The organism is Moellerella wisconsensis (assembly GCF_022592395.1).
Classification (GTDB): domain Bacteria; phylum Pseudomonadota; class Gammaproteobacteria; order Enterobacterales; family Enterobacteriaceae; genus Moellerella; species Moellerella wisconsensis.
This window is the reverse complement of record NZ_CP093242.1, coordinates 2477690-2498383: the sequence shown is the minus strand read 5'-3', so window position 1 is coordinate 2498383 and position 20694 is coordinate 2477690. Positions and strand designations below refer to the sequence as shown.

Annotated in this window: 18 protein-coding genes; 12 read left to right on the top strand and 6 right to left on the bottom strand. The window is 35.9% G+C overall.

Annotation, left to right across the window (positions count from 1 at the left end; genetic code table 11):
• Nucleotides 1-8: 8 nt before the first annotated feature.
• The 5 genes from xerD (at nucleotide 9) to lysS (ending at nucleotide 6118) form a co-directional block, all read left to right on the top strand.
• On the top strand, nucleotides 9-920 hold the full coding sequence (gene xerD / locus MNY66_RS11005) for a site-specific tyrosine recombinase XerD (RefSeq protein ID WP_047255275.1): 912 nt from the start codon (nucleotides 9-11) through the stop codon (nucleotides 918-920).
• A gap of 24 nt (nucleotides 921-944) precedes the next feature.
• Nucleotides 945-1637, top strand: a complete 693-nt coding sequence (gene dsbC, locus MNY66_RS11000) for a bifunctional protein-disulfide isomerase/oxidoreductase DsbC (protein WP_047255274.1) — start codon at nucleotides 945-947, stop codon at nucleotides 1635-1637.
• A gap of 8 nt (nucleotides 1638-1645) precedes the next feature.
• The gene (gene recJ / locus MNY66_RS10995; protein ID WP_241500860.1) at nucleotides 1646-3379 is read left to right on the top strand and encodes a single-stranded-DNA-specific exonuclease RecJ; all 1734 of its coding nucleotides are present in this window, start codon (nucleotides 1646-1648) and stop codon (nucleotides 3377-3379) included.
• A gap of 115 nt (nucleotides 3380-3494) precedes the next feature.
• A protein-coding gene (gene prfB / locus MNY66_RS10990; protein ID WP_156170983.1) for a peptide chain release factor 2 occupies nucleotides 3495-4593 on the top strand; the annotation gives its coding sequence in 2 pieces (ribosomal slippage) (nucleotides 3495-3569 and nucleotides 3571-4593; 1098 coding nt in all).
• A 7-nt stretch (nucleotides 4594-4600) separates the two neighbouring features.
• Nucleotides 4601-6118 (top strand): lysine--tRNA ligase, encoded by a 1518-nt coding sequence (lysS, locus tag MNY66_RS10985; protein ID WP_241500859.1) that lies wholly within the window; start codon nucleotides 4601-4603, stop codon nucleotides 6116-6118.
• Between the two features lie 161 nt (nucleotides 6119-6279).
• Here lysS and MNY66_RS10980 read toward each other — a convergent pair whose 3' ends face one another.
• Nucleotides 6280-6576 (bottom strand): HdeA/HdeB family chaperone, encoded by a 297-nt coding sequence (locus MNY66_RS10980; RefSeq protein WP_047255270.1) that lies wholly within the window; start codon nucleotides 6574-6576, stop codon nucleotides 6280-6282.
• A 467-nt stretch (nucleotides 6577-7043) separates the two neighbouring features.
• Here MNY66_RS10980 and MNY66_RS10975 point away from each other — a divergent pair, with 467 nt between their 5' ends.
• Both MNY66_RS10975 and MNY66_RS10970 read left to right on the top strand, forming a co-directional pair.
• On the top strand, nucleotides 7044-7556 hold the full coding sequence (locus MNY66_RS10975; RefSeq protein ID WP_047255269.1) for a hypothetical protein: 513 nt from the start codon (nucleotides 7044-7046) through the stop codon (nucleotides 7554-7556).
• Nucleotides 7553-11029, top strand: a complete 3477-nt coding sequence (locus MNY66_RS10970; protein ID WP_241500858.1) for a hypothetical protein — start codon at nucleotides 7553-7555, stop codon at nucleotides 11027-11029. Before MNY66_RS10975 ends, MNY66_RS10970 begins: the two co-directional genes overlap by 4 nt.
• 145 nt (nucleotides 11030-11174) lie before the next feature.
• On the opposite strand, the gene MNY66_RS10965 is transcribed toward MNY66_RS10970, so the two are convergent.
• On the bottom strand, nucleotides 11175-11906 hold the full coding sequence (locus MNY66_RS10965) for a hypothetical protein (RefSeq protein ID WP_241500857.1): 732 nt from the start codon (nucleotides 11904-11906) through the stop codon (nucleotides 11175-11177).
• Nucleotides 11907-12005: 99 nt separating this feature from the next.
• A complete protein-coding gene (locus MNY66_RS10960) occupies nucleotides 12006-12824 on the bottom strand; it encodes a helix-turn-helix transcriptional regulator (protein ID WP_047257430.1) in 819 nt (272 codons plus the stop codon).
• A gap of 1117 nt (nucleotides 12825-13941) precedes the next feature.
• On the opposite strand from MNY66_RS10960, the gene MNY66_RS10955 reads away from it, so the two are divergent.
• Nucleotides 13942-14430: a bactofilin family protein gene (locus MNY66_RS10955; RefSeq protein ID WP_047257329.1), complete on the top strand. Its 489-nt coding sequence runs from the start codon at nucleotides 13942-13944 to the stop codon at nucleotides 14428-14430.
• A gap of 54 nt (nucleotides 14431-14484) precedes the next feature.
• Here MNY66_RS10955 and MNY66_RS10950 read toward each other — a convergent pair whose 3' ends face one another.
• The gene (locus MNY66_RS10950; RefSeq protein ID WP_047257328.1) at nucleotides 14485-14826 is read right to left on the bottom strand and encodes a nitrous oxide-stimulated promoter family protein; all 342 of its coding nucleotides are present in this window, start codon (nucleotides 14824-14826) and stop codon (nucleotides 14485-14487) included.
• Nucleotides 14827-15006: 180 nt separating this feature from the next.
• Nucleotides 15007-15228 (bottom strand): DUF465 domain-containing protein, encoded by a 222-nt coding sequence (locus MNY66_RS10945; RefSeq protein WP_241500856.1) that lies wholly within the window; start codon nucleotides 15226-15228, stop codon nucleotides 15007-15009.
• Between the two features lie 327 nt (nucleotides 15229-15555).
• Between MNY66_RS10945 and eco the strand changes: the two genes are divergently transcribed.
• Nucleotides 15556-16035: a serine protease inhibitor ecotin gene (gene eco, locus MNY66_RS10940; protein ID WP_047257326.1), complete on the top strand. Its 480-nt coding sequence runs from the start codon at nucleotides 15556-15558 to the stop codon at nucleotides 16033-16035.
• A gap of 138 nt (nucleotides 16036-16173) precedes the next feature.
• Here eco and MNY66_RS10935 read toward each other — a convergent pair whose 3' ends face one another.
• Complete coding sequence (locus tag MNY66_RS10935; protein ID WP_047257325.1) at nucleotides 16174-16611, bottom strand: universal stress protein; 438 nt, start codon at nucleotides 16609-16611, stop codon at nucleotides 16174-16176.
• 466 nt (nucleotides 16612-17077) lie between these two features.
• Here MNY66_RS10935 and MNY66_RS10930 point away from each other — a divergent pair, with 466 nt between their 5' ends.
• The 3 genes from MNY66_RS10930 (at nucleotide 17078) to galK (ending at nucleotide 20682) form a co-directional block, all read left to right on the top strand.
• Entirely contained in the window at nucleotides 17078-18010 is a 933-nt protein-coding gene (locus tag MNY66_RS10930) for a cation diffusion facilitator family transporter (RefSeq protein WP_047257324.1), read from the top strand.
• A gap of 361 nt (nucleotides 18011-18371) precedes the next feature.
• Nucleotides 18372-19427, top strand: coding sequence for a UDP-glucose--hexose-1-phosphate uridylyltransferase (locus MNY66_RS10925; protein ID WP_241500855.1), 1056 nt, complete (start codon nucleotides 18372-18374; stop codon nucleotides 19425-19427).
• Between the two features lie 97 nt (nucleotides 19428-19524).
• Nucleotides 19525-20682, top strand: coding sequence for a galactokinase (gene galK / locus MNY66_RS10920; protein ID WP_241500854.1), 1158 nt, complete (start codon nucleotides 19525-19527; stop codon nucleotides 20680-20682).
• The last annotated feature ends 12 nt before the right edge of the window (nucleotides 20683-20694 follow it).

Below are 20694 nucleotides of genomic sequence, written 5' to 3'. Positions count from 1 at the left end.
AGGCAGTATTGGCTAATAACGTAAAAAAAGAGATCAATCCAGTTATCGAGCAATTTCTTGATACTATTTGGTTGGAACAAAATTTAGCAGAGAACACATTAGCCTCTTATCGCAATGATTTACAGACGCTTGATCAGTGGTTGGAACTTCATCAGTTAGATTTTTTAAATGTCCAGGTTATTGATTTACAATCTTTTTTAGCTGAGCGTGTTGATGGTGGTTACAAAGCGGCGAGTTCAGCTCGGTTACTGAGCACTATGCGCAGATTATTCCAATACCTTTATCGAGAAAAAATGCGAGCGGATGATCCATCAGCGGCGCTATCAGGACCTAAGATTCCCAAGCGATTACCTAAAGACTTAAGTGAACAGCAAGTAGAGAGTTTACTGCATGCTCCGGCAATTGAAGATCCGATTGAGTTAAGGGATAAAGCCATGCTTGAGGTGCTATATGCTTGTGGTTTGCGTGTATCGGAACTTGTTGGTTTAACTTTCGCTGATATTAGTTTAAGGCAAGGCGTAATTCGCGTCATGGGCAAAGGAAATAAAGAGCGGCTAGTTCCATTAGGCGAAGAAGCAATATTCTGGATTGAAAAATATTTGACTGAGAGTCGTCCTATTTTATTGAATGGATGTACCAATGATGTGTTATTCCCGAGCAAGCGCGGTACACAAATGACTCGTCAGACATTTTGGTATCGTATAAAACACTATGCGATATTAGCCAATATCGATGCAGAATTATTATCACCTCACGTTTTGCGGCATGCATTTGCTACCCACTTGCTAAATCATGGTGCCGACTTACGTGTGGTTCAGATGTTGTTAGGCCATAGCGACTTATCAACCACGCAAATTTATACACATGTTGCGACCGAAAGGCTGCGTAAATTACATGAAGAACATCACCCAAGAGGCTGATCTTTGGGGATTAAGGAAATATTAATGAAAAGAATATTATTATTAGCGGGATTATTCGCATCTTTTACTAGCATCGCATCAGTTAATGATAAAACGATTGAAACTGCTTTAAAAAAATACAATATGACAGCAGAATCAATTAAGCCCTCGCCTATTGTTGGATTAAATACAGTAGTGACCGCTAATGGAGTAGTCTATGTCACCGATGATGGTAAATATCTACTGGAAGGACCTATTTATGATATTAGTACTAAAACACCAACCAATATCACTAATAAGTCATTGATGAAAAAAATAGATGACCTTAAAGATGAAATGATTGTATTTAAAGCACCAAAAGAAAAATATGTGGTCACTGTATTTACTGATATTACTTGTGGTTATTGTAAAAAACTTCATTCATCAGTTAACGAAATGAATGATAAAGGGATCACGGTGCGTTATTTGGCTTTCCCTCGCCAAGGTTTGCAGCATGAATCAGCTAAACAGATGGCATCGATTTGGTGTAATGCGTTACCGCAAAAAGCGTTAACAGATGCGTTTAAAGGTGAATCAGTTGCGATGATTGATAATTGTAAAATTGATTTTTCCCGCCATATGCAAGTAGGTAAATTGTTTGGTTTGACTGGAACGCCAGCAATTTTACTCGATGATGGTCAATTAATTTCAGGATATTTATCCGCAGATGCTTTAGCTAATGCACTGGATAATAAATAATATATAACGTGAAGACAGAAACTTATTTACGCCGTCGATTATCTGAGGCGCAGGTTGATTTACCTGCTGACATCCCTGAAGTACTGCAACGTATTTATGCCAGTCGTGGTATTAAAAATAGCACCGAGCTAGATCGCAAAGCGGCAGGATTACTCAATTATCGGACACTTAGTGGTATTGAACCGGCCATTTCATTATTAATCACGGCATTAAAATCGCATTGGCGAATTGTAATTGTTGGCGATTTCGATGCTGATGGTGCAACCAGTACAGCACTCGCTATCCGCGCGCTTAAATTAATGGGATACCGTAATTTAGATTATTTAGTGCCGAATCGTTTTGAGGACGGTTACGGTCTGAGCCCCGAAGTTGTTGAGCAAGTGGTTAAAAAAGGAGCTGATTTAATTATTACCGTTGATAACGGTATTTCATCACATGATGGTGTTGATTCAGCTCATCAGCATGATATTAAAGTTATTATTACTGATCATCATTTGCCGGGTTCGGTATTGCCAGCAGCAGAAGCTATTATTAATCCTAATCTTACAGATTGCCAGTTTCCTTCCAAGGCATTAGCTGGAGTAGGGGTAACATTTTATTTAATGTCGGCTTTACGTGCTGAATTGCGGCAACAAGATTGGTTTGAACAACAAGGAATTGCAATTCCTAATTTGGCGGAATTACTCGATTTAGTCGCGCTGGGAACCGTTGCTGATGTTGTCCCTCTCGATTTTAATAATCGTATTTTAGTCCATCAAGGATTAAATCGGATTAGGGCAGGCCGTTGTTGTGTTGGGATAAAAGCGTTGCTAGAGGTTTCAAAACGAGAAGCATATCGCTTAGTTGCCAATGATTTAGGTTTTTCGCTTGGCCCACGGCTGAATGCGGCAGGGCGACTTGATGATATGTCGATAGGCGTTGCTCTATTATTAACTGACGATATTGCTCATGCCCGTGAACTGGCTAACGAACTCGATAGTTTAAATCAGACCCGCAGAGAAATTGAAGCAGGAATGCAGCTAGAAGCTATGGCGTTATTCAGTAAAATTGAATATTCCGATAATATATTACCGAATGGATTAGCGCTTTATCATAAAGACTGGCATCAAGGTGTCGTCGGTATTTTGGCTTCTCGAATAAAAGAGCGCTTTCATCGGCCGGTAATAGCATTCGCTCCTGCGGGTAATGGAATACTAAAAGGTTCTGGGCGTTCAATTCAAGGCGTACATATGCGAGATGCACTAGATAGATTAAATACCTTGCATCCTGGATTGATGCTGAAATTTGGTGGGCATGCGATGGCAGCCGGGCTTTCTTTAGAAGAAGATAAATTTAGCGCTTTTAATCAATATTTTTGTCAATTAATGGCGGAGCTAATAGACCCAGCAGATTTATCTGGTGTGGTATGGAGTGACGGCGCACTCAATTCTTCACAATTGAGCCTAGAAATGGCCGAGTTACTCCGCGAAGGCGGCCCGTGGGGACAAGCTTTTCCTGAGCCTATCTTCGATGGAAAATTTAAGATCTTACAGCAGCGATTGGTGGGGGGAAAACACTTAAAACTGATGTTGGAACCGATTGAGGGAGGTCCGATGCTTGATGGTATTATGTTTAATATTGATCCAGCTCAGTGGCCAGACAATAGTATTAAGACAGCAGAGATAGCTTATAAACTTGATGTAAATGAATACCGTGGAAATCGTAATGTGCAATTGTTAATCCAGCATATTTGGCCAGATTAGACACCTCATTAGGCCGTCATAGATTACGGTCAGGTATATAAACGCGGCATCAATTCCGCTATAATAGGCGGTTTGAAATTAATTCATATTATTCAACGTAAGACGCGGAAATATAATGTTTGAAATTAACCCGGTCAAAAACCAAATTCAGGACGTGTCTGAACGGACATCGGTTCTGAGGGGGTATCTTTGACTATGATGCAAAGAAAGAACGATTAGAAGAAGTTAACGCCGAGCTAGAACAGCCTGATGTTTGGAATGAACCTGAAAGAGCCCAAGCGCTTGGTAAAGAGCGCTCATCGTTAGAGGCTATTGTCGAAACGATTGATCTATTGACTCAAGGTATCGAAGATGTTGAAGGGCTTTTGGAATTAGCGGTTGAAGCTGAAGATGAAGACACCTTTAATGAAGCGATTGCTGAATTAGAGCAATTAGAAGAAAAGCTTAATCAGCTAGAATTCCGTCGTATGTTCTCAGGTGAATACGATAGCGCTAATTGCTATCTCGATTTACAGGCGGGTTCAGGGGGCACAGAAGCTCAAGATTGGGCAAGTATGTTAATGCGTATGTACTTACGATGGGCTGAATCCAAGGGATTTAAAACAGAAATTATTGAAGAATCGGACGGTGATGTTGCCGGTTTGAAATCAGGAACCATCAAAATTATTGGTGAGTATGCTTATGGTTGGCTAAGAACAGAAACAGGGGTGCACCGTTTAGTGCGTAAAAGCCCGTTTGACTCTGGTGGCCGCCGTCATACCTCATTTAGTTCAGCGTTTATTTATCCTGAAGTTGATGATGATATTGATATCGAAATTAACCCAGCAGACCTGCGTATTGATGTTTATCGTGCATCAGGTGCTGGTGGGCAGCATGTGAATAAAACAGAATCTGCGGTGCGTATCACCCATATTCCGACCAATACAGTGACCCAGTGTCAGAACGATCGCTCTCAGCATAAAAATAAAGATCAGGCTATGCGCCAGATGAAAGCAAAATTGTATGAGTTAGAAGTACAAAAGAAAAATGCTGATAAACAAGCGATGGAAGAAAATAAATCCGATATCGGTTGGGGAAGTCAAATCCGTTCTTATGTATTGGATGATTCCCGAATTAAAGACTTACGTACTGGTGTGGAAACGCGTAACACGCAAGCCGTACTGGATGGTGATTTAGATAAATTCATTGAAGCCAGTCTTAAAGCTGGCCTGTGAGGAAAAAATGTCTCAACAACAACAGGGTGCGGAACAAGCGCCAGATTTAAATAATGAGCTTAAAGCTCGTCGTGAAAAATTAAGCGCGTTGCGTGATAAGGGTATCGCGTTCCCTAATGATTTCCGCCGTGATGTCATCTCAGAGCAACTTCATCGCCAATACGATGATAAAACAGCAGAAGAGCTTGAAGCATTAAATATCGAGGTCGCTATTGCTGGTCGTATGATGACTCGCCGTATTATGGGTAAAGCATCATTTGCGACTATCCAAGATATGGGCGGTCAAATTCAGCTTTATGTTTCTCGTGATGATCTGCCAGAAGGTATTTATAACGAACAGTTTAAAAAATGGGACTTAGGCGATATTCTTGGTGCTAAAGGTCGATTATTTAAAACTAAAACGGGCGAATTAACTATTCATTGTAATGATGTTCGTTTGTTGACTAAAGCTATGCGCCCATTACCGGATAAATTCCATGGTCTTTCAGATCAGGAAACCCGTTATCGTCAACGTTACCTAGATTTGATCGCGAATGAAGAATCACGTAAAACATTCCAGATCCGTTCTCAAATATTATCTTCATTGCGTAACTTTATGGTAAGCAAGGCGTTTATGGAAGTAGAAACGCCAATGATGCAAGTTATTCCTGGCGGTGCAACTGCTCGGCCATTTGTGACCCATCATAACGCGTTAGATATTGATATGTATCTGCGTATCGCTCCTGAACTGTATTTAAAACGTCTAGTTGTCGGTGGCTTCGAGCGTGTATTCGAGATTAACCGTAACTTCCGTAATGAAGGTTTATCACCACGCCATAATCCTGAGTTCACTATGATGGAACTCTATATGGCTTATGCCGATTATCGTGATTTAATCGATCTTACAGAAGAGTTATTCCGTACATTAGCGCAAGAAGTTCTCGGTACGACAGTGGTTAAATATGGTGAGCAGGAATTTGATTTTGGTCAGCCATTTACTAAATTAACCATGAGAGAAGCTATTTGCAAATACCGCCCAGAAACTAATATTGCTGATTTAGATGATATGGAAAAATCGGTAGCTATTGCTGAGTCTATCGGTATTAAAGTGGAAAAATCTTGGGGCTTAGGTCGTGTTCAGTGTGAAATATTTGAAGAAGTTGCTGAAAGTCACTTGATCCAACCAACATTCATTATTGAATACCCAGCAGAAGTTTCTCCATTAGCTCGTCGTAACGATGATAATCCATTCATAACTGACCGCTTTGAGTTCTTTATAGGTGGTCGTGAAATTGGTAATGGCTTCTCAGAGTTAAATGATGCAGAAGATCAAGCGGAGCGTTTTGCTGAACAGGTTCGTCAAAAAGATGAAGGCGATGATGAAGCGATGTTCTATGATGAAGATTACATTACTGCATTAGAACACGGTTTACCGCCAACGGCTGGTTTGGGTATTGGTATTGATCGTATGGTAATGCTATTTACTAATAGTCATACTATTCGTGATGTGATTTTATTCCCAGCATTACGACCAACTAAAGCTTAATCGTAAATGAATTTATAATTAAAAATACCTGATGTTTTATCAGGTATTTTTTTATTTATTAGTCAGTCAGATAACAAATTTAAGAGATTATTGCTTAATAGAATAAATAAGGGGCAGATAATATATCTCCCCCTTATTTTATTATTTAATAGCGATATTATTTATTTTTTATATTCAGCTAATTTTTTAGTCGGCTGTGTTTTACAGAACTCTAAAATTTTAGGTGTCTCAGCAATTGTTGATTCTTGCAATGCAACATAATCACCTTGTTTAAATACAGTATCATTATTTAATAGCCAAAAAGCTACAGGGGTCATCGCCTGAGGGTTTAAGTCAATAAACTCTTGGCAAGTCATATTTTCTGGCGTACTAGTGGGTGTTATTTTTTGGTCTGCATTGGCATAACAGGCTGTGGAGATACCTAAAACTGCAATTAAACTAATAATTGATTTTTTCATATGCTACCCCTATTAAAATTCATATTAATATAAAAGCGGTAAATCGATGCTATCGAAGATAAATAAATTATCACACCACAAAAGAAATTAAAATATAAATATAAAAATTATATTTACTGCCAATTAATGATATTCATAAATTGATATCGTTTTATTATAAAGTATAAAGCGAATAATGTAACTTTTAGTTAAGGAGATATAATTAATTTAATTAATGATTATTATTTTTGTTTATAATTAAATTTATTGGTATCTTATAAACGTTAAAATACCAACTGCATACTCTTATGTTGAGTAAATATGTGTTAAGTGAAAGATTCATAGATAACAGCTCTGTAATGAATAAATAATTGATGTATACCCTTGTTTTATTGATGGATAGATAGAAAAAAAATCTGATTTAGCTTAGACTAAGTAAATATTATCGATAATATTTAGCTGACTCAATCGTTGGATAAGGTAACATTATGTTTTCTAAAAATAAAAAGAAAATCTTAACGGCGGCTTTGCTTGCCACCGGTATCATTTCTCTTTCGGGTTGTAATTCGCTATGGGGACCAAAAACACCTTCTTCTGCGATGGATATGCCACCAGTCCAAAAAAAACAGCCTATGTATGATAATGCTGATGCTGAAAATAGAGCTCAAGTACAGCAAATAATTGATCAAACGGCTAGTAATGATGATTCATCAAAAATGCTGACAGAGCCAGCGTCCTTCTCTAATTTAGATTCTTGTATTAAAGAATTAAATTCATTGAAAGTGCTCTCCCCAAAAGATTATGATCATTTAGTAGGTTCATTTAAAGAAGTTAGTGAAATTAATGGGTTATATAAACAGATAGCATCTACTGCTAGCCCAGATACTATCGAATTGATGAAAATGGCGATAGAAGCTAAAACAAAAGTTTTATGCGCTAAAGTACGTTACAACTCTGTACTTTCTATTGAATCAACTTTGGAAAAGATTAGTGGATTATGAGAATTAACTTAAGATTGTGCATCTCTCTGGCAATAATATCGCTAGCCTCAAATGTTCAGGCGGAAGAATTTAATAGTGTTATCAATGATTTTGATGCCTATCTTCAGCTTGAAAAACATGATGAAGTTAAGCAAATCCCGATTGAGACACGATCTTATGATGAGTTATTTTCTCAACTTCCAAAAGAAGCAGGAAAGAAAAATAAGCAGCCTAAACTGATTAATAAAAAAACAAAGACTGCGGTCACTAAAAGTGGTGTTAAGTATAATAAAGATACAGAGCAGAAAGCTGTAGCGACAAATATAGGAAATACCACAGCGGTTAAATCATTGAGTCCAACTGAGCAAAAAATAGAGAATAAATCAGAATATAATATTATTGATCCTTCTAAATCTGAAATATCAGGCGCTACAGTTCCTGTGAATTATTTAACTTCAGCATCGGTCTTATTTACACCAAATCAATGGTCTGCCGATTATCTATTGCGTGATTATGGTAAATACAATGTTGTTTATAATCCACTAAACTTATTTACCTCTTTATCTTCAGTCATATTGCCTACGCCATCACAAAAAATGACGGCTAAGCAACGTGAAAATATTATGCAGATTATCGGTCAGCGGAGATTTTCGACATTATTTAATTTTGGTGTAGCCCAAGGTGTGGGTCAGCTAATTTGGTACCAGAATTTACTCACTGATAAAGAGCTAGTGAATAAAATATCAGCTAGATATCAAACTATTGATGAATTAAAAAAACAACTGTTATTAAAGTCAGCTGAAATTGAAAAAATCAAATTATTACTATCTGAGTCTAATGAAAAAATAAATCTGCTAGAAGTTCAATTAACAAAAGTTGCCAAATCAGACACTCCAGAAACAGAGCAAAAAATTAATGCGCTAACTGAACAATTATCATTAGCGACTAATAATAATGTAATTAAAGAATCTGAACTGGCGACGGCGCAAGCCGATATTGCCAAGTTGCAGCAACAGATTGAACAGCAACGCAAAACGTTGACCGCCAATGCCGATCAACAAGTGAAAACATTGAGCGCCAATTTGGCCGAGCAGCAGCAGGCATTACAGAAAAAACAAACTGAATTGACCCAAGCACAAGCGGAGCAAGCGGCAGTGCGTCAGCAACTGGCCGAGCGAGAAAAAGGTGCCGTGCAGGCCGAAAAACAGCTGGCGACGGCGCAAGCCGATATTGCCAAGTTGCAGCAACAGATTGAACAGCAACGCAAAACGTTGACCGCCAATGCCGATCAACAAGTGAAAACATTGAGCGCTAATTTGGCCGAGCAGCAGCAGGCATTACAGAAAAAACAAACTGAATTGACCCAAGCACAAGCGGAGCAAGCGGCAGTGCGTCAGCAACTGGCCGAGCGAGAAAAAGGTGCCGTGCAGGCCGGAAAACAGCTGGCGACGGCGCAAGCCGATATTGCCAAGTTGCAGCAACAGATTGAACAACAACGCAAAACGTTGACCGCCAATGCCGATCAACAAGTGAAAACATTGAGCGCTAATTTGGCCGAGCAGCAGCAGGCATTACAGAAAAAACAAACTGAATTGACTCAAGCACAAGCGGAGCAAGCGGCAGTGCGTCAGCAACTGGCCGAGCGAGAAAAAGGTGCCGTGCAGGCCGAAAAACAGCTGGCGACGGCGCAAGCCGATATTGTCAAGTTGCAGCAACAGATTGAACAGCAACGCAAAACGTTGACCGCCAATGCCGATCAACAAGTGAAAACATTGAGCGCCAATTTGGCCGAGCAGCAGCAGGCATTACAGAAAAAACAAACTGAATTGACCCAAGCACAAGCGGAGCAAGCGGCAGTGCGTCAGCAACTGGCCGAGCGAGAAAAAGGTGCCGTACAGGCCGAAAAACAGCTGGCGACGGCGCAAGCCGATATTGCCAAGTTGCAGCAACAGATTGAACAGCAACGCAAAACGTTGACCGCCAATGCCGATCAACAAGTGAAAACATTGAGCGCTAATTTGGCCGAGCAGCAGCAGGCATTACAGAAAAAACAAACTGAATTGACCCAAGCACAAGCGGAGCAAGCGGCAGTGCGTCAGCAACTGGCCGAGCGAGAAAAAGGTGCCGTACAGGCCGAAAAACAGCTGGCGACGGCGCAAGCCGATATTGCCAAGTTGCAGCAACAGATTGAACAGCAACGCAAAACGTTGACCGCCAATGCCGATCAACAAGTGAAAACATTGAGCGCCAATTTGGCCGAGCAGCAGCAGGCATTACAGAAAAAACAAACTGAATTGACCCAAGCACAAGCGGAGCAAGTGGCAGTGCGTCAGCAACTGGCCGAGCGAGAAAAAGGTGCCGTACAGGCCGAAAAACAGCTGGCGACGGCGCAAGCCGATATTGCCAAGTTGCAGCAACAGATTGAACAACAACGCAAAACGTTGACCGCCAATGCCGATCAACAAGTGAAAACATTGAGCGCCAATTTGGCCGAGCAGCAGCAGGCATTACAGAAAAAACAAACTGAATTGACCCAAGCACAAGCGGAGCAAGCGGCAGTGCGTCAGCAACTGGATGAATTTATTGCCAACAATACTACGTTGACTCAGCGTATCCAGCAGCAAATGCAGATAAATCGTCAGCTTGAAGCTGATATTACAGCGAAAAAGCAAGCTGGAAGTAATGATGTAGAAGAATTAGTGAATCAATTGACTAAAGCTAAACATACTATTAATTTACTGAATCAGGAAAAGGATCAACTTAAAGCAGTTAATACCCAGTTTGTGGCTCAAAGTGCGGCGATAGAGTTATTAAAGCAGCAGGTTAATGAAAAGAAAAAAGCAAATGAATCATTTGAACAACAACTTACGGCTGCGAAGCAAGATATTAATAAATTAAATCTTGAACTTCAGAAACAAAAATCATTAGTCGATGGTTCAATTCAAACCTCTGAATTTGACCGTTTGAAATCTCAGCTAGCAGCGTTGAAATTAGAAAATGAATGGCTTAAGAAAGGTGCTGCTGTTCAGTCAGGCGCTCAATCAGCCCCTAAAGTTACTTTAAATTCCTCATTACCAACAGTAACTAAGCCGAATGATAATACTATTAGTGAACAAAATAAAAAGAAGAATCAGCAAATAATTGCTAGACTGATAAAAAATAAATATAACAAATTAGATACAAACACGTATTTTAAAATATTGCAGAAAGGAACGCCGATCAAGAATATCGATAATAAACAGATTAGTTTTATTATGCGTGAACAGTTGACTGATGGGACTGTGACTGTATTATATAAAGAAGATAATCCCGTCGTATTACCATATAAAAAATTGCCTATACCGCTAAATAGCTTTATACAAAAAGCCGGTGTTGGCGGTGTGGTCAAAGTGTATATCAAACCCGAAGGTGGATATGGTGTTGATGGTATACCTGGGCAGATAGCGCCGAACTCAATGTCGATAATTGATTTAAAAGTATTAAAAGTAGAATAGAAAGAAATTACTTTGGTAATTATAAAGCCGGTTAATATGACTGGCTTTTTTGTTGTTATCGATAAATTATATTTTTAATTAATAGAATAAAAGTAACGCTAAGGTCAGGTATATATCCCCTGACACTTTCAATTATTTTTACATATTAGTTAGACCAAATGTAGTGATTACAATAAGTCTTTATTTGATGGGATGATAGCCAATTTTCTAACATTGAAAAGTCATTACTAGATCTATAGGGTTGAGATAGATATTGCCAGGCCTCCTCTAGTTCGATTGGTATATTATGTAATAGATTTAAATTAACAAAATCATATTGTCGATTTATCAAGCATAAAAATTCAGAACCATCTTGTTCAAAACGTGAGAATATAGATTCTAATTCTTGATGAATTCGTTCTTTTTTTAATGAAATAATAGATATATCTTTATTAATCATTTGATATTCTTCTAATTGACTTAATATATAATATTGTTTTTCTTCTGTGCTAACTATAATATATTTATTAATTAAATCGGGTAATTCTGGGTATTTATTGTTAATTAACCAAGTTATTATAGGAATTAAACAATAATTTATAAATAAATTTTTATCAGATAAATCAATATCGTTGATCAGTAGCCGTTTAAAATCTGAAGTGTGAGATATTATTTGATGCAACTCTGATTTTGTGAAAGGATATTTTATTCTATTTAGGTAAAAGTCGGAATAAATAAACAAATCATATTTATGGCGGCCAAATATTCGTTTTAATAAATGTAATTGCTGTGTATGTGTTTTTTTTTCTATATTAGATAATGAAATGCAATAGTTCTTACTATTTTTATTGTCGGAACTTGACGTGTATTCATTTAATAATTTTATAATATTATTCATATATCATGCCTTTCTGTCAGTGATAGCAATCTGTCTTATGCTATTTTATAACTGACAGGGCATTTTAAATATTATTTTTCTGGTAATATTTTATCAATTTTAGTCGCTAGTGTTCCTAGAGCGACTAGGGGTATACCCAAATCGTTTACGATAACTTTGAGTAAAATAAGATTGACTTGAAAATCCAGCTTCCATCGATATTTCAACGATACTCATATCTGTATTGATCAGTAATTGGTGAGCATACATAATTCTTTTTTCACTAATCCAAGCTCTTGGTGATGTTGCATAAACTGAGTTAAATAATTCTTTAAATGTGGTTAAACCCATTCCAAACTCTTTAGAGAATTCATTGAGCTTCCATTCTTTTAAATAATTATTTTCCATAAATATTTGTAACCGCTCAGCTTGTCTATTACTTAACTGACGTAAATTAGACATTAATTCAGAACCTTTATCACTATAAGACAGTAATAACATTAGTTCAGATAATCGTAAGTTGATTAGTGTTTCAGGGCAATCATGAGTTAAAAAAGAAAGTAAACTATGACATGTTTCTAATAACAATGGTGTATTGGTGAATTTTATTACGTCACTTAGACTTTCATCGCAGCGTTTTATTTCGCTCAATATATCGCCATATTTATTCAAGTAATCACGTAAGAAATTATCATTTAACGGGATCCAAAGTAATTCACTTTCTTTTTCTTTGCTTTGTAGGGCATAAGTTCCTTGTTTTAAATAAATAATATCATTTTCATTAAGTTGATTTGTTGATGCAGGTGCCTGCCAAATTATTGAACCTTTAGTAACTATCAGTAGTCCTTTGGAGTTTTTATTGATAATGGCGTGATTTTTAGTTTCATAGAAATGCAATTTACTAATATAGTTATCATTATTATCATCATTTATTTTCATAAACATCTCTCATATAGTTTTTTGCTAAAAAAGCATAATGTTTTCAGTAAACACTATGGAACGCATTGGCTAGACCATGCTTTAATTATTGATATCGGCAATGTGAGAAAATTATATAGAGTGTTTTTTTTTATGTCATAAAATAATTCAAAGTATTAGTAAATGTTTCCAGATGTATAAAAAGCGAGTTATTTAATTGATTAGATCGTTTTTTTCGAGTTGTTTTCTGTTATTTGCTATCAATATTAGCTTATATTTGTATTTTATTAGCTATCAGATTTTTTTTGTTCTATTTCTATACAACTGAAAATATAAAATAAAAAAATTTTTATCTATATACAAACTAAATACACCATCGAATTAATTAACTAATCGTAATTAAGCTACTAATAGGATTTAATTAACGAGCAATTAGATCGTAATAACTACAATAGTTAATATAAAATTAACTATTGCGTTATTTATTATATTTTAATATTTAAAAATAAATCCTATCGATTGATTTATTTAATTAAACTCTTTATTTAAATGTAATTTTGAAACAAAAATACTATTTAAATACTGCAGTCTAAAAAAAGATAATAATTGAACTATTTTATTTATAATTTTCAATTACCAGTTGAGTGGAAGGTTTATTATTTAGTTGTTGTTATTTAAGGTTATTTATTTATATGGTTGATGTTAATTATCAGTTATTCTAATGTGTTGTTTATTTTAGGTGTTAATAATTGATTTATTTTTACGTAAATTTATTACATTTGACCTATGTCTATATAGTTAATTGATTCTAATGTGTCATTTTGTAAAGACCAGCCTAAATATAGGGATATTAGATGTTTTTTTGATATGAGTAGCAGAGAAACCGACAAATTATACTGTTTATTGCCTTATCAAGTATTTTAAGCCGCTGCTATTATTTTAAATTAAGCTAAACAATAAATGTAATTAGGTAATTATTATTAATAAACATAAAAATTTATGCTTATGGTTTTTATGGGGAGGATGGTTTTTTATTCTCGCTTTCTTTATCCCATTTTCGATGATGTGTATCTTTTTTATCATTTTATTCGTTGGAGGAGTATTTATTCCTCTTTTAAGACAGAAGGTTATAAATTTAATGTTAGGTAGAAAAAATCAAGTAGCAGTAAAGCCTATTGAAGATATGATAATAGAGCCTAAAAAAATTACTGACAGTGTCAAGTTAATTACTGTAATTGCCAAAGATAGCCATTTTGAAGGAACACTACGGGTTAAAGGTGATATAAAAATTTGGGGCTGCTTTAAAGGAAATCTTTATGTTACTGGAGGTATTGCTCAAGTTATGAAAGGAGGCGGAATGGAAGGTGAAATAGAAGCCGAAAATGTAACTATCAATGGTAAAGTTCAAGGTAAATGCAGTTGTATCAATCTTGAAATTCAAGATGAAGGTGAGCTATCAGGTACTTGCTGTTGTGAAAATATCTCTATTAGTAAAGGTGGCAAATTTTTAGGTCAATCGGAAGTTCTCGATGACAAAATGAAAAAGAAATTATCTGTTATTAAAGATAATGGAGAAGGAAAATTGGTAAAGGTAGAAAAGAAAGAGAATGTAGTTAATGATAAATAATCATCATTATATAGCTAAGTTAAAATAAATTGAGACTGTAATTTATTTTATGTATTAATTGTTTTTTCTTCTTACTGGTAATTCGGGTACGGGCTTTTTATCATCAATTAAGTGCTTGATGGCTAATATTGGATGAAAAATAATCATTTTTGGTCCGGACCAATGCATAATACGTTTCATTTGTTCGCGCATTTTGGGTTGATAGCAATGAACAGGGCATTGTTTACAGGCTGGTTTATTTTCGCCATAGCGGCATTTATCTAATCGTTTAACTGCGTATGTGTAGAGATCCTGATATAAATTAGGTTGTTCTATAGATGCAGGATGTGAGTTTTCATACAGCTTAATCATTTTATTGATTGTTTTTATTTCTCGCTGAACCCGTTTTCCTCTCATTAAATATCCCTACATTAGTCAATGATGTATTTAATATACCTTTTATTAACGTAAGAATAAAGCTAGATAATGTAAAGGTATTCAGTGAGATCGTGGCGTTTTGCTATGAATGGCATAATGATTCAACAAATTATGCCATTCATATAAAGATTAGATAAGCTTAAAGTATGGTAAGTTAGGTTACTTTAAATATTGTGACTGCTGTATTATTTTTTGCATTTTATCTTTTAGATGAAGTTTTTCTTTTTTTAATTTCACTACTTGTAGGTTATAGCCAGCCCCTGACGGGCCTTCAAGAACCATAATTTGTTTATCTAGTTGATCATGTTTTTCGCATAAAGACTGAAATCGAGGGTGCGCTGCTTTAAGTTCTGAAACTAAATTATCATTTGTAGAATACATATTCGTACCTCCTAAAAAATATTAAGCCTCAAGTTCATTATAACAGTAGAACATTTTATCGCCTTGTTTTTGTCTGTTTTTTACACATATTTTAATGGTTTTAATTAAAATGACAAAATCAGAAATATAACTATTTGAAACTTAAGTTTAAATTTGTTCTTGTATTTTTTATATAGTAAGTTTAATTATTAGAATAATATATTCATGTGGTAAGCTGAATTGCAGGTAATTAAGATTATGTTGAGTTAAAAAGGATTGAACTTAGTCTATGATTACAGCCTCTAAAGGAGAGTTATGTATTCTTTTATTAAGCAATAGGATGAAATAATGAAAAAAACGATTTTTCCACTGATGGCTGCTGTTTTAGTTTCTTCTTGTGCTATAGCTGAAAACCAATTAGAAAAGATTGCGCCTTATCCTAAAGCTGAAGCTGGAATGACACGCCATGTAATTGAATTACAACCAAAATCTAATGAAAATGATTATATGGTTGAATTAGTTATCGGTAAGACACTGAAAGTAGACTGTAATAAGCAATGGTTTATGGGCGAATTAGATAAAAAAGAGTTACAGGGTTGGGGGTATGATTATTATCAACTCGAAGAAGTTAAAGGTCCAGCTTCTACAATGATGGGTTGTGGTGACCAGCCTCCAAAAGAAAGCTTTGTAACTACTAATTTAGGTGATGAAGCTTTTGTTCGTTATAACAGTAAGTTACCAATTGTGGTTTATGCACCAAAAGATATGGATGTGAAATATCGCGTATGGTCAGCAGAAGATAGTTTATCTACTTCAGTTAAAAAATAATCATGAATAAATGATATAGGCTCTGGTTAACGTGATGAGATTTAATCAATGTTATGCCAGAGCTTTTTTATGAACAGTTCCGGTTAATTAACCTAATTATTAATTTATGGGCACGATATTTTTATCGTAGCGCAACAATTATCTGATAACTAATACTGAGGTATTAGCATGGCGTACAATAGTCGACGCTGTTGAGCCCAATAAATAGGTTGTTGTGCTTGGATGATGAGACCCGATAACGATTAAGTCAGCGTTGATATCAGCGGCATAACTTAAAATTTCATCTTTTGCGGAACCGATACCAATATTACAAACAATATGCTCATCTGGAATATTAATATTTTTAATAATTTCTTCTAAGGCACGAAATGCCAGTTTAGAACGTTCCGCTGAGTCTTTTTGACTTTCAGGCAAAATAGCCACTTCAATACCAAAAAATAACTCGACGCTCGGGATCACCGATAAAAAGTGAATTTTAGGTGAGCCTAATTTAGCCAACTGCTCGACATGTTTGATAATTTCTGGATTCAAATCATCTTCAAGAAGATCAATAGGAACTAAAATTGTTTTATACATAAAGGCCTCGTTAGCTGTTTTTATTACGATGTATTATAGCAAATTTAATTAGTTATACTGTGAATAGTCACAAAACTTATCGGATAAAATGTAACATATTTTTTATTTCAATTAATATAGTCTTAATCAGATAATTAAATTTATATTGAGTTTATTGAATAATTCATTTTTAAATATATTTAATTCGTATCAGTGATATTAAAATCAGTGAGTTATATTAAAATAATGTGCTAAATATTCAGCGATATCTCAGAGATATCATAGTGCCGGAGAAGTTTTTTACTTGTAACATAGTTGTATTAGGCTATTTGATTGTGTAATAAGAATTTAGCTAATTATATAAATGAAGACTTTTAGTTATCATTGTGGCAGTATCTTTGACTCTAAATAAAATTGTTTAATTTATTGATTTATAAATACAATTTTAAATGATAATGATTTAAATTTACTATATAGAATATAAATTATGCATAAACATAACATGTCAACTGAGTCAGGTCAGGATAACGCTTCATTACAAACTGAAAAATTCCACGCGGCCAAGAAAAGTACCTTGGTTAGTATTGCTGTAAATTTAGTTTTATCCTTATGGCAGATTATTATTGGTGTTCTTTCTCATTCACAGGGGCTAATTGCTGATGGTATTCATACACTGTCTGATCTAGTTGCTGATTTTGTTGTATTAATTGCAAATAAGAAAAGTCATAAGAAACCCGATGAAGATCATCCTTATGGGCATTTTCGCTATGAGAATGGAGCTTCATTGATTCTGGGGATTATTTTATCGATTGTGGGTATCGGTATGATTTGGTCTGCGGTACAAAAAATCATAGCTCCTGAACTGATCCCCGAAGTTCATAGTATTGCTCTGGTTGCTGCATTAAGTGCTTTAATTGCAAAGGAAACATTATTTCGTTATATGCTAAATGTGGCTAAAAAAGTCAATTCGAGCATGTTGGTGGCCAATGCATGGCATGCACGTTCTGATGCTGCATCTTCATTAGTAGTTGCCATAGGTATTATTGGTAGTTTATGTGGTTTTAGAATATTCGATCCAATCGCGGCATTGATCGTGGGAACATTTGTTGGCCGTATGGGATACACTTTTACTTATCAATCGATGCAAGATTTGATGGATAAAGGCGCTGATGAAGAGACATTAGTTGAAATTCGCCAGATCCTTGAAGAAACACCTGAAATTAAAGGATTTCATGATTTAAAAACCAGAAAATCAGGTGATTATTATTTGGTTGATATACATTTAGAAGTTGATGGTGCTCTCAGCATTCAGTGTGGTCACGATATTGCAGTGAATGTGAGAGATCGTTTATTAGAGCACCCACAAATTTTAAATGTTATGACGCATTTAGATCCTTACGATGAAAATTATAAGCATTGATATATTTATTAAATAAGTCCTGTGATCAACCCCCCCTCATATTCAAATCGTTGGTGTGTTGTATTAAAAGATACATCAACGATATTTCTTTTATTAATATATTTTTCCATTTAATCATAACTCTATGAATAAATAGAAAATTAATTTACTCTCGCCTTCCGTGTAAACGTTTACACTAACGCGAGAGAGATCACAGAATATCCATAAATTGCAGGATATACTGCTTCCAGTATCAGAGAATAAAATAATCATTTGCCATGATTTTAGGCATAACGATATGAATAAGCATCGTTATTCTATGAGTCAGTAGGGCATCTATCTTAATTTTTATTGCAAAATTAATAGATTAAAAGAGGTTGTTATGGAGAAAATAAAGTTTAATCCGTCAGATTGTCCACATCGTCGTTATAATCCGCTAACAGGGCAATGGATATTAGTTTCTCCACACCGTTCTAAACGTCCATGGAGTGGAATGGATGAAAAACCGAGTGCGATTACTTTACCTTCGTATGATCCTACCTGTTATTTATGCCCTGGAAATGAGAGGATATCAGGTGAAAAAAACCCTAATTATCCTCATACACATGTTTTTCAAAATGATTTTTCTGCTTTATTACCGCAACAAAGCCAGCAGCCAGAACATCAATCGCCTTTATTTCAAACGCAAGCTGTGAGTGGATTGAGTCGAGTGATCTGTTTTTCTCCCGATCATAGTAAAACCTTAGCTGAATTGCCGGTAAGTGAAATTCAGAATGTCATTACTGTATGGAAGCAACAAATTGAAGAACTTAGTAATGATTATTTGTGGATTCAAGTATTTGAGAATAAAGGTGAAATGATGGGGTGTTCTCAACCTCATCCCCATGGACAAATTTGGGCCAGTAATTTTCTTCCTAATGAATTAGCCAGAAAAGATAATTATCTACAGGAATATTATCAGCAGCATGGGACGAATTTATTAGTCGATTATGTGGCTGACGAATTAAAAGATGGCCAACGTGTAGTGGTTGAAACCGAGTTTTGGGTTGCGGTGGTTCCTTATTGGGCGGCATGGCCGTTTGAAACCATGTTATTGCCTAAATTGCCGATTAAGAGAATGGAAAAATTAACCGCGGCGATGGAAGAAGATTTGGCGTTAGCGCTGAAAAAATTAACCTGCCGTTATGATAATTTGTTTAAATGTGCATTTCCATATTCAATGGGATGGCATTTTGCACCTTATTTTACCGATGGTCGCGATACTGAACATTGGCAATTACACGCTATTTTCTATCCACCTTTATTACGTTCCGCATCGGTACGAAAATTTATGGTGGGTTATGAAATGTTAGCAGAAGTGCAACGTGATTTAACACCGGAACAAGCGGCAGAGAGATTGCGTTCAGTCAGCGATATCCACTATAAACAACAAAATTAAATTGATGAGTTAACCCCGAATCTAGATAAATTCATAGCTTATTCGTCAGTATCTTGCTTGCTGGGGGGAGCTATACCGTTAATCAGAGGATACTTTAATGAGTACATTAAAACAGAACGTGATCCAATCGTTTATTCAATCATTTAATTATTCACCGCAGGTGTTTATTCAGGCGCCGGGACGTGTGAATTTGATTGGCGAACATACAGATTATAATGATGGGTTTGTTCTACCTTGCGCGATTAATTATCTAACATTAGTCGGAGCTGCGAAGCGTGATGATAATATTATTCGGGTTGTTGCTGTTGATTATGGTAATGAAATCGATGAATTTAATTTGGACCAAGAAATTGAATTTTTAGCCGATAAAATGTGGGCTAATTATATCCGTGGCGTGATAAAGTTTTTATTAGCCCGTGGTTATCATTTCGGCGGCTGTGATATTAGTGTGAGTGGTAATATTCCTCAAGGTACGGGGCTAAGTTCTTCCGCTTCTTTAGAAGTTGTTATTGGTCAGACTATTCAAGAACTTTATCAATTAGATATTAGCCAACAAGAGATTGCTCTTAATGGACAACAAGCAGAAAATCAGTTTGTTGGTTGTAATTGCGGTATTATGGATCAATTAATTTCAGCTTGTGGAGAGCAAGGGCATGCATTATTAATTGATTGCCGATCGCTAGAAACCTCGTCTGTTATTATTCCAAAAGATTTAGTAGTGATGATTATTAATTCTAATAAAAAGCGTGGATTAGTTGATAGCGAATATAATACTCGTCGTTTGCAATGTGAAGAAGCCGCTAGAATATTAGGAATTAAAGCGCTACGTGATATCACAGAGGATGAGTTTGTAAAAAAAGCCAGTCAGTTAGATAGCATAGTGGCGAAGCGTGCTCGACATGTAATCAGTGAAAATGCTCGGACTTTAGCTGCTGCGAAGGCATTAACCGACAATAATTTACCATTATTAAGCCAATTAATGCAGCAATCGCATATATCTATGCGTGATGATTTTGAAATTACCGTGCAAGAAATAGATACATTAGTGGATATTGTTAAAGCGGTACTGGCAGATGAAGGCGGTGTTAGAATGACCGGCGGTGGTTTTGGCGGTTGTATCGTGGCCTTGATGAAGCAAGATAAAGTCGATTCTGTGATTGAAGCTATCGACGCTAATTATCATACAGCAACCGGATTGCAGGCTGAAATTTATGTTTGTCAGCCGAGTGCAGGTGCGGGTGTTTATAGTGAATAGTTTTAGCTGAAA

What these genes read in the sequence shown, in the direction of transcription:
- dsbC (WP_047255274.1), top strand. Translation starts at nt 945, where the DNA reads ATGAAAAGAATATTATTATTAGCGGGATTATTCGCATCTTTTACTAGC.
- lysS (WP_241500859.1), top strand. Translation starts at nt 4,601, where the DNA reads ATGTCTCAACAACAACAGGGTGCGGAACAAGCGCCAGATTTAAATAAT.
- MNY66_RS10980 (WP_047255270.1), bottom strand. Translation starts at nt 6,576, where the DNA reads ATGAAAAAATCAATTATTAGTTTAATTGCAGTTTTAGGTATCTCCACA.
- MNY66_RS10975 (WP_047255269.1), top strand. Translation starts at nt 7,044, where the DNA reads ATGTTTTCTAAAAATAAAAAGAAAATCTTAACGGCGGCTTTGCTTGCC.
- MNY66_RS10970 (WP_241500858.1), top strand. Translation starts at nt 7,553, where the DNA reads ATGAGAATTAACTTAAGATTGTGCATCTCTCTGGCAATAATATCGCTA.
- MNY66_RS10965 (WP_241500857.1), bottom strand. Translation starts at nt 11,906, where the DNA reads ATGAATAATATTATAAAATTATTAAATGAATACACGTCAAGTTCCGAC.
- MNY66_RS10960 (WP_047257430.1), bottom strand. Translation starts at nt 12,824, where the DNA reads ATGAAAATAAATGATGATAATAATGATAACTATATTAGTAAATTGCAT.
- MNY66_RS10955 (WP_047257329.1), top strand. Translation starts at nt 13,942, where the DNA reads ATGTTAGGTAGAAAAAATCAAGTAGCAGTAAAGCCTATTGAAGATATG.
- MNY66_RS10950 (WP_047257328.1), bottom strand. Translation starts at nt 14,826, where the DNA reads ATGAGAGGAAAACGGGTTCAGCGAGAAATAAAAACAATCAATAAAATG.
- MNY66_RS10945 (WP_241500856.1), bottom strand. Translation starts at nt 15,228, where the DNA reads ATGTATTCTACAAATGATAATTTAGTTTCAGAACTTAAAGCAGCGCAC.
- eco (WP_047257326.1), top strand. Translation starts at nt 15,556, where the DNA reads ATGAAAAAAACGATTTTTCCACTGATGGCTGCTGTTTTAGTTTCTTCT.
- MNY66_RS10935 (WP_047257325.1), bottom strand. Translation starts at nt 16,611, where the DNA reads ATGTATAAAACAATTTTAGTTCCTATTGATCTTCTTGAAGATGATTTG.
- MNY66_RS10930 (WP_047257324.1), top strand. Translation starts at nt 17,078, where the DNA reads ATGCATAAACATAACATGTCAACTGAGTCAGGTCAGGATAACGCTTCA.
- MNY66_RS10925 (WP_241500855.1), top strand. Translation starts at nt 18,372, where the DNA reads ATGGAGAAAATAAAGTTTAATCCGTCAGATTGTCCACATCGTCGTTAT.
- galK (WP_241500854.1), top strand. Translation starts at nt 19,525, where the DNA reads ATGAGTACATTAAAACAGAACGTGATCCAATCGTTTATTCAATCATTT.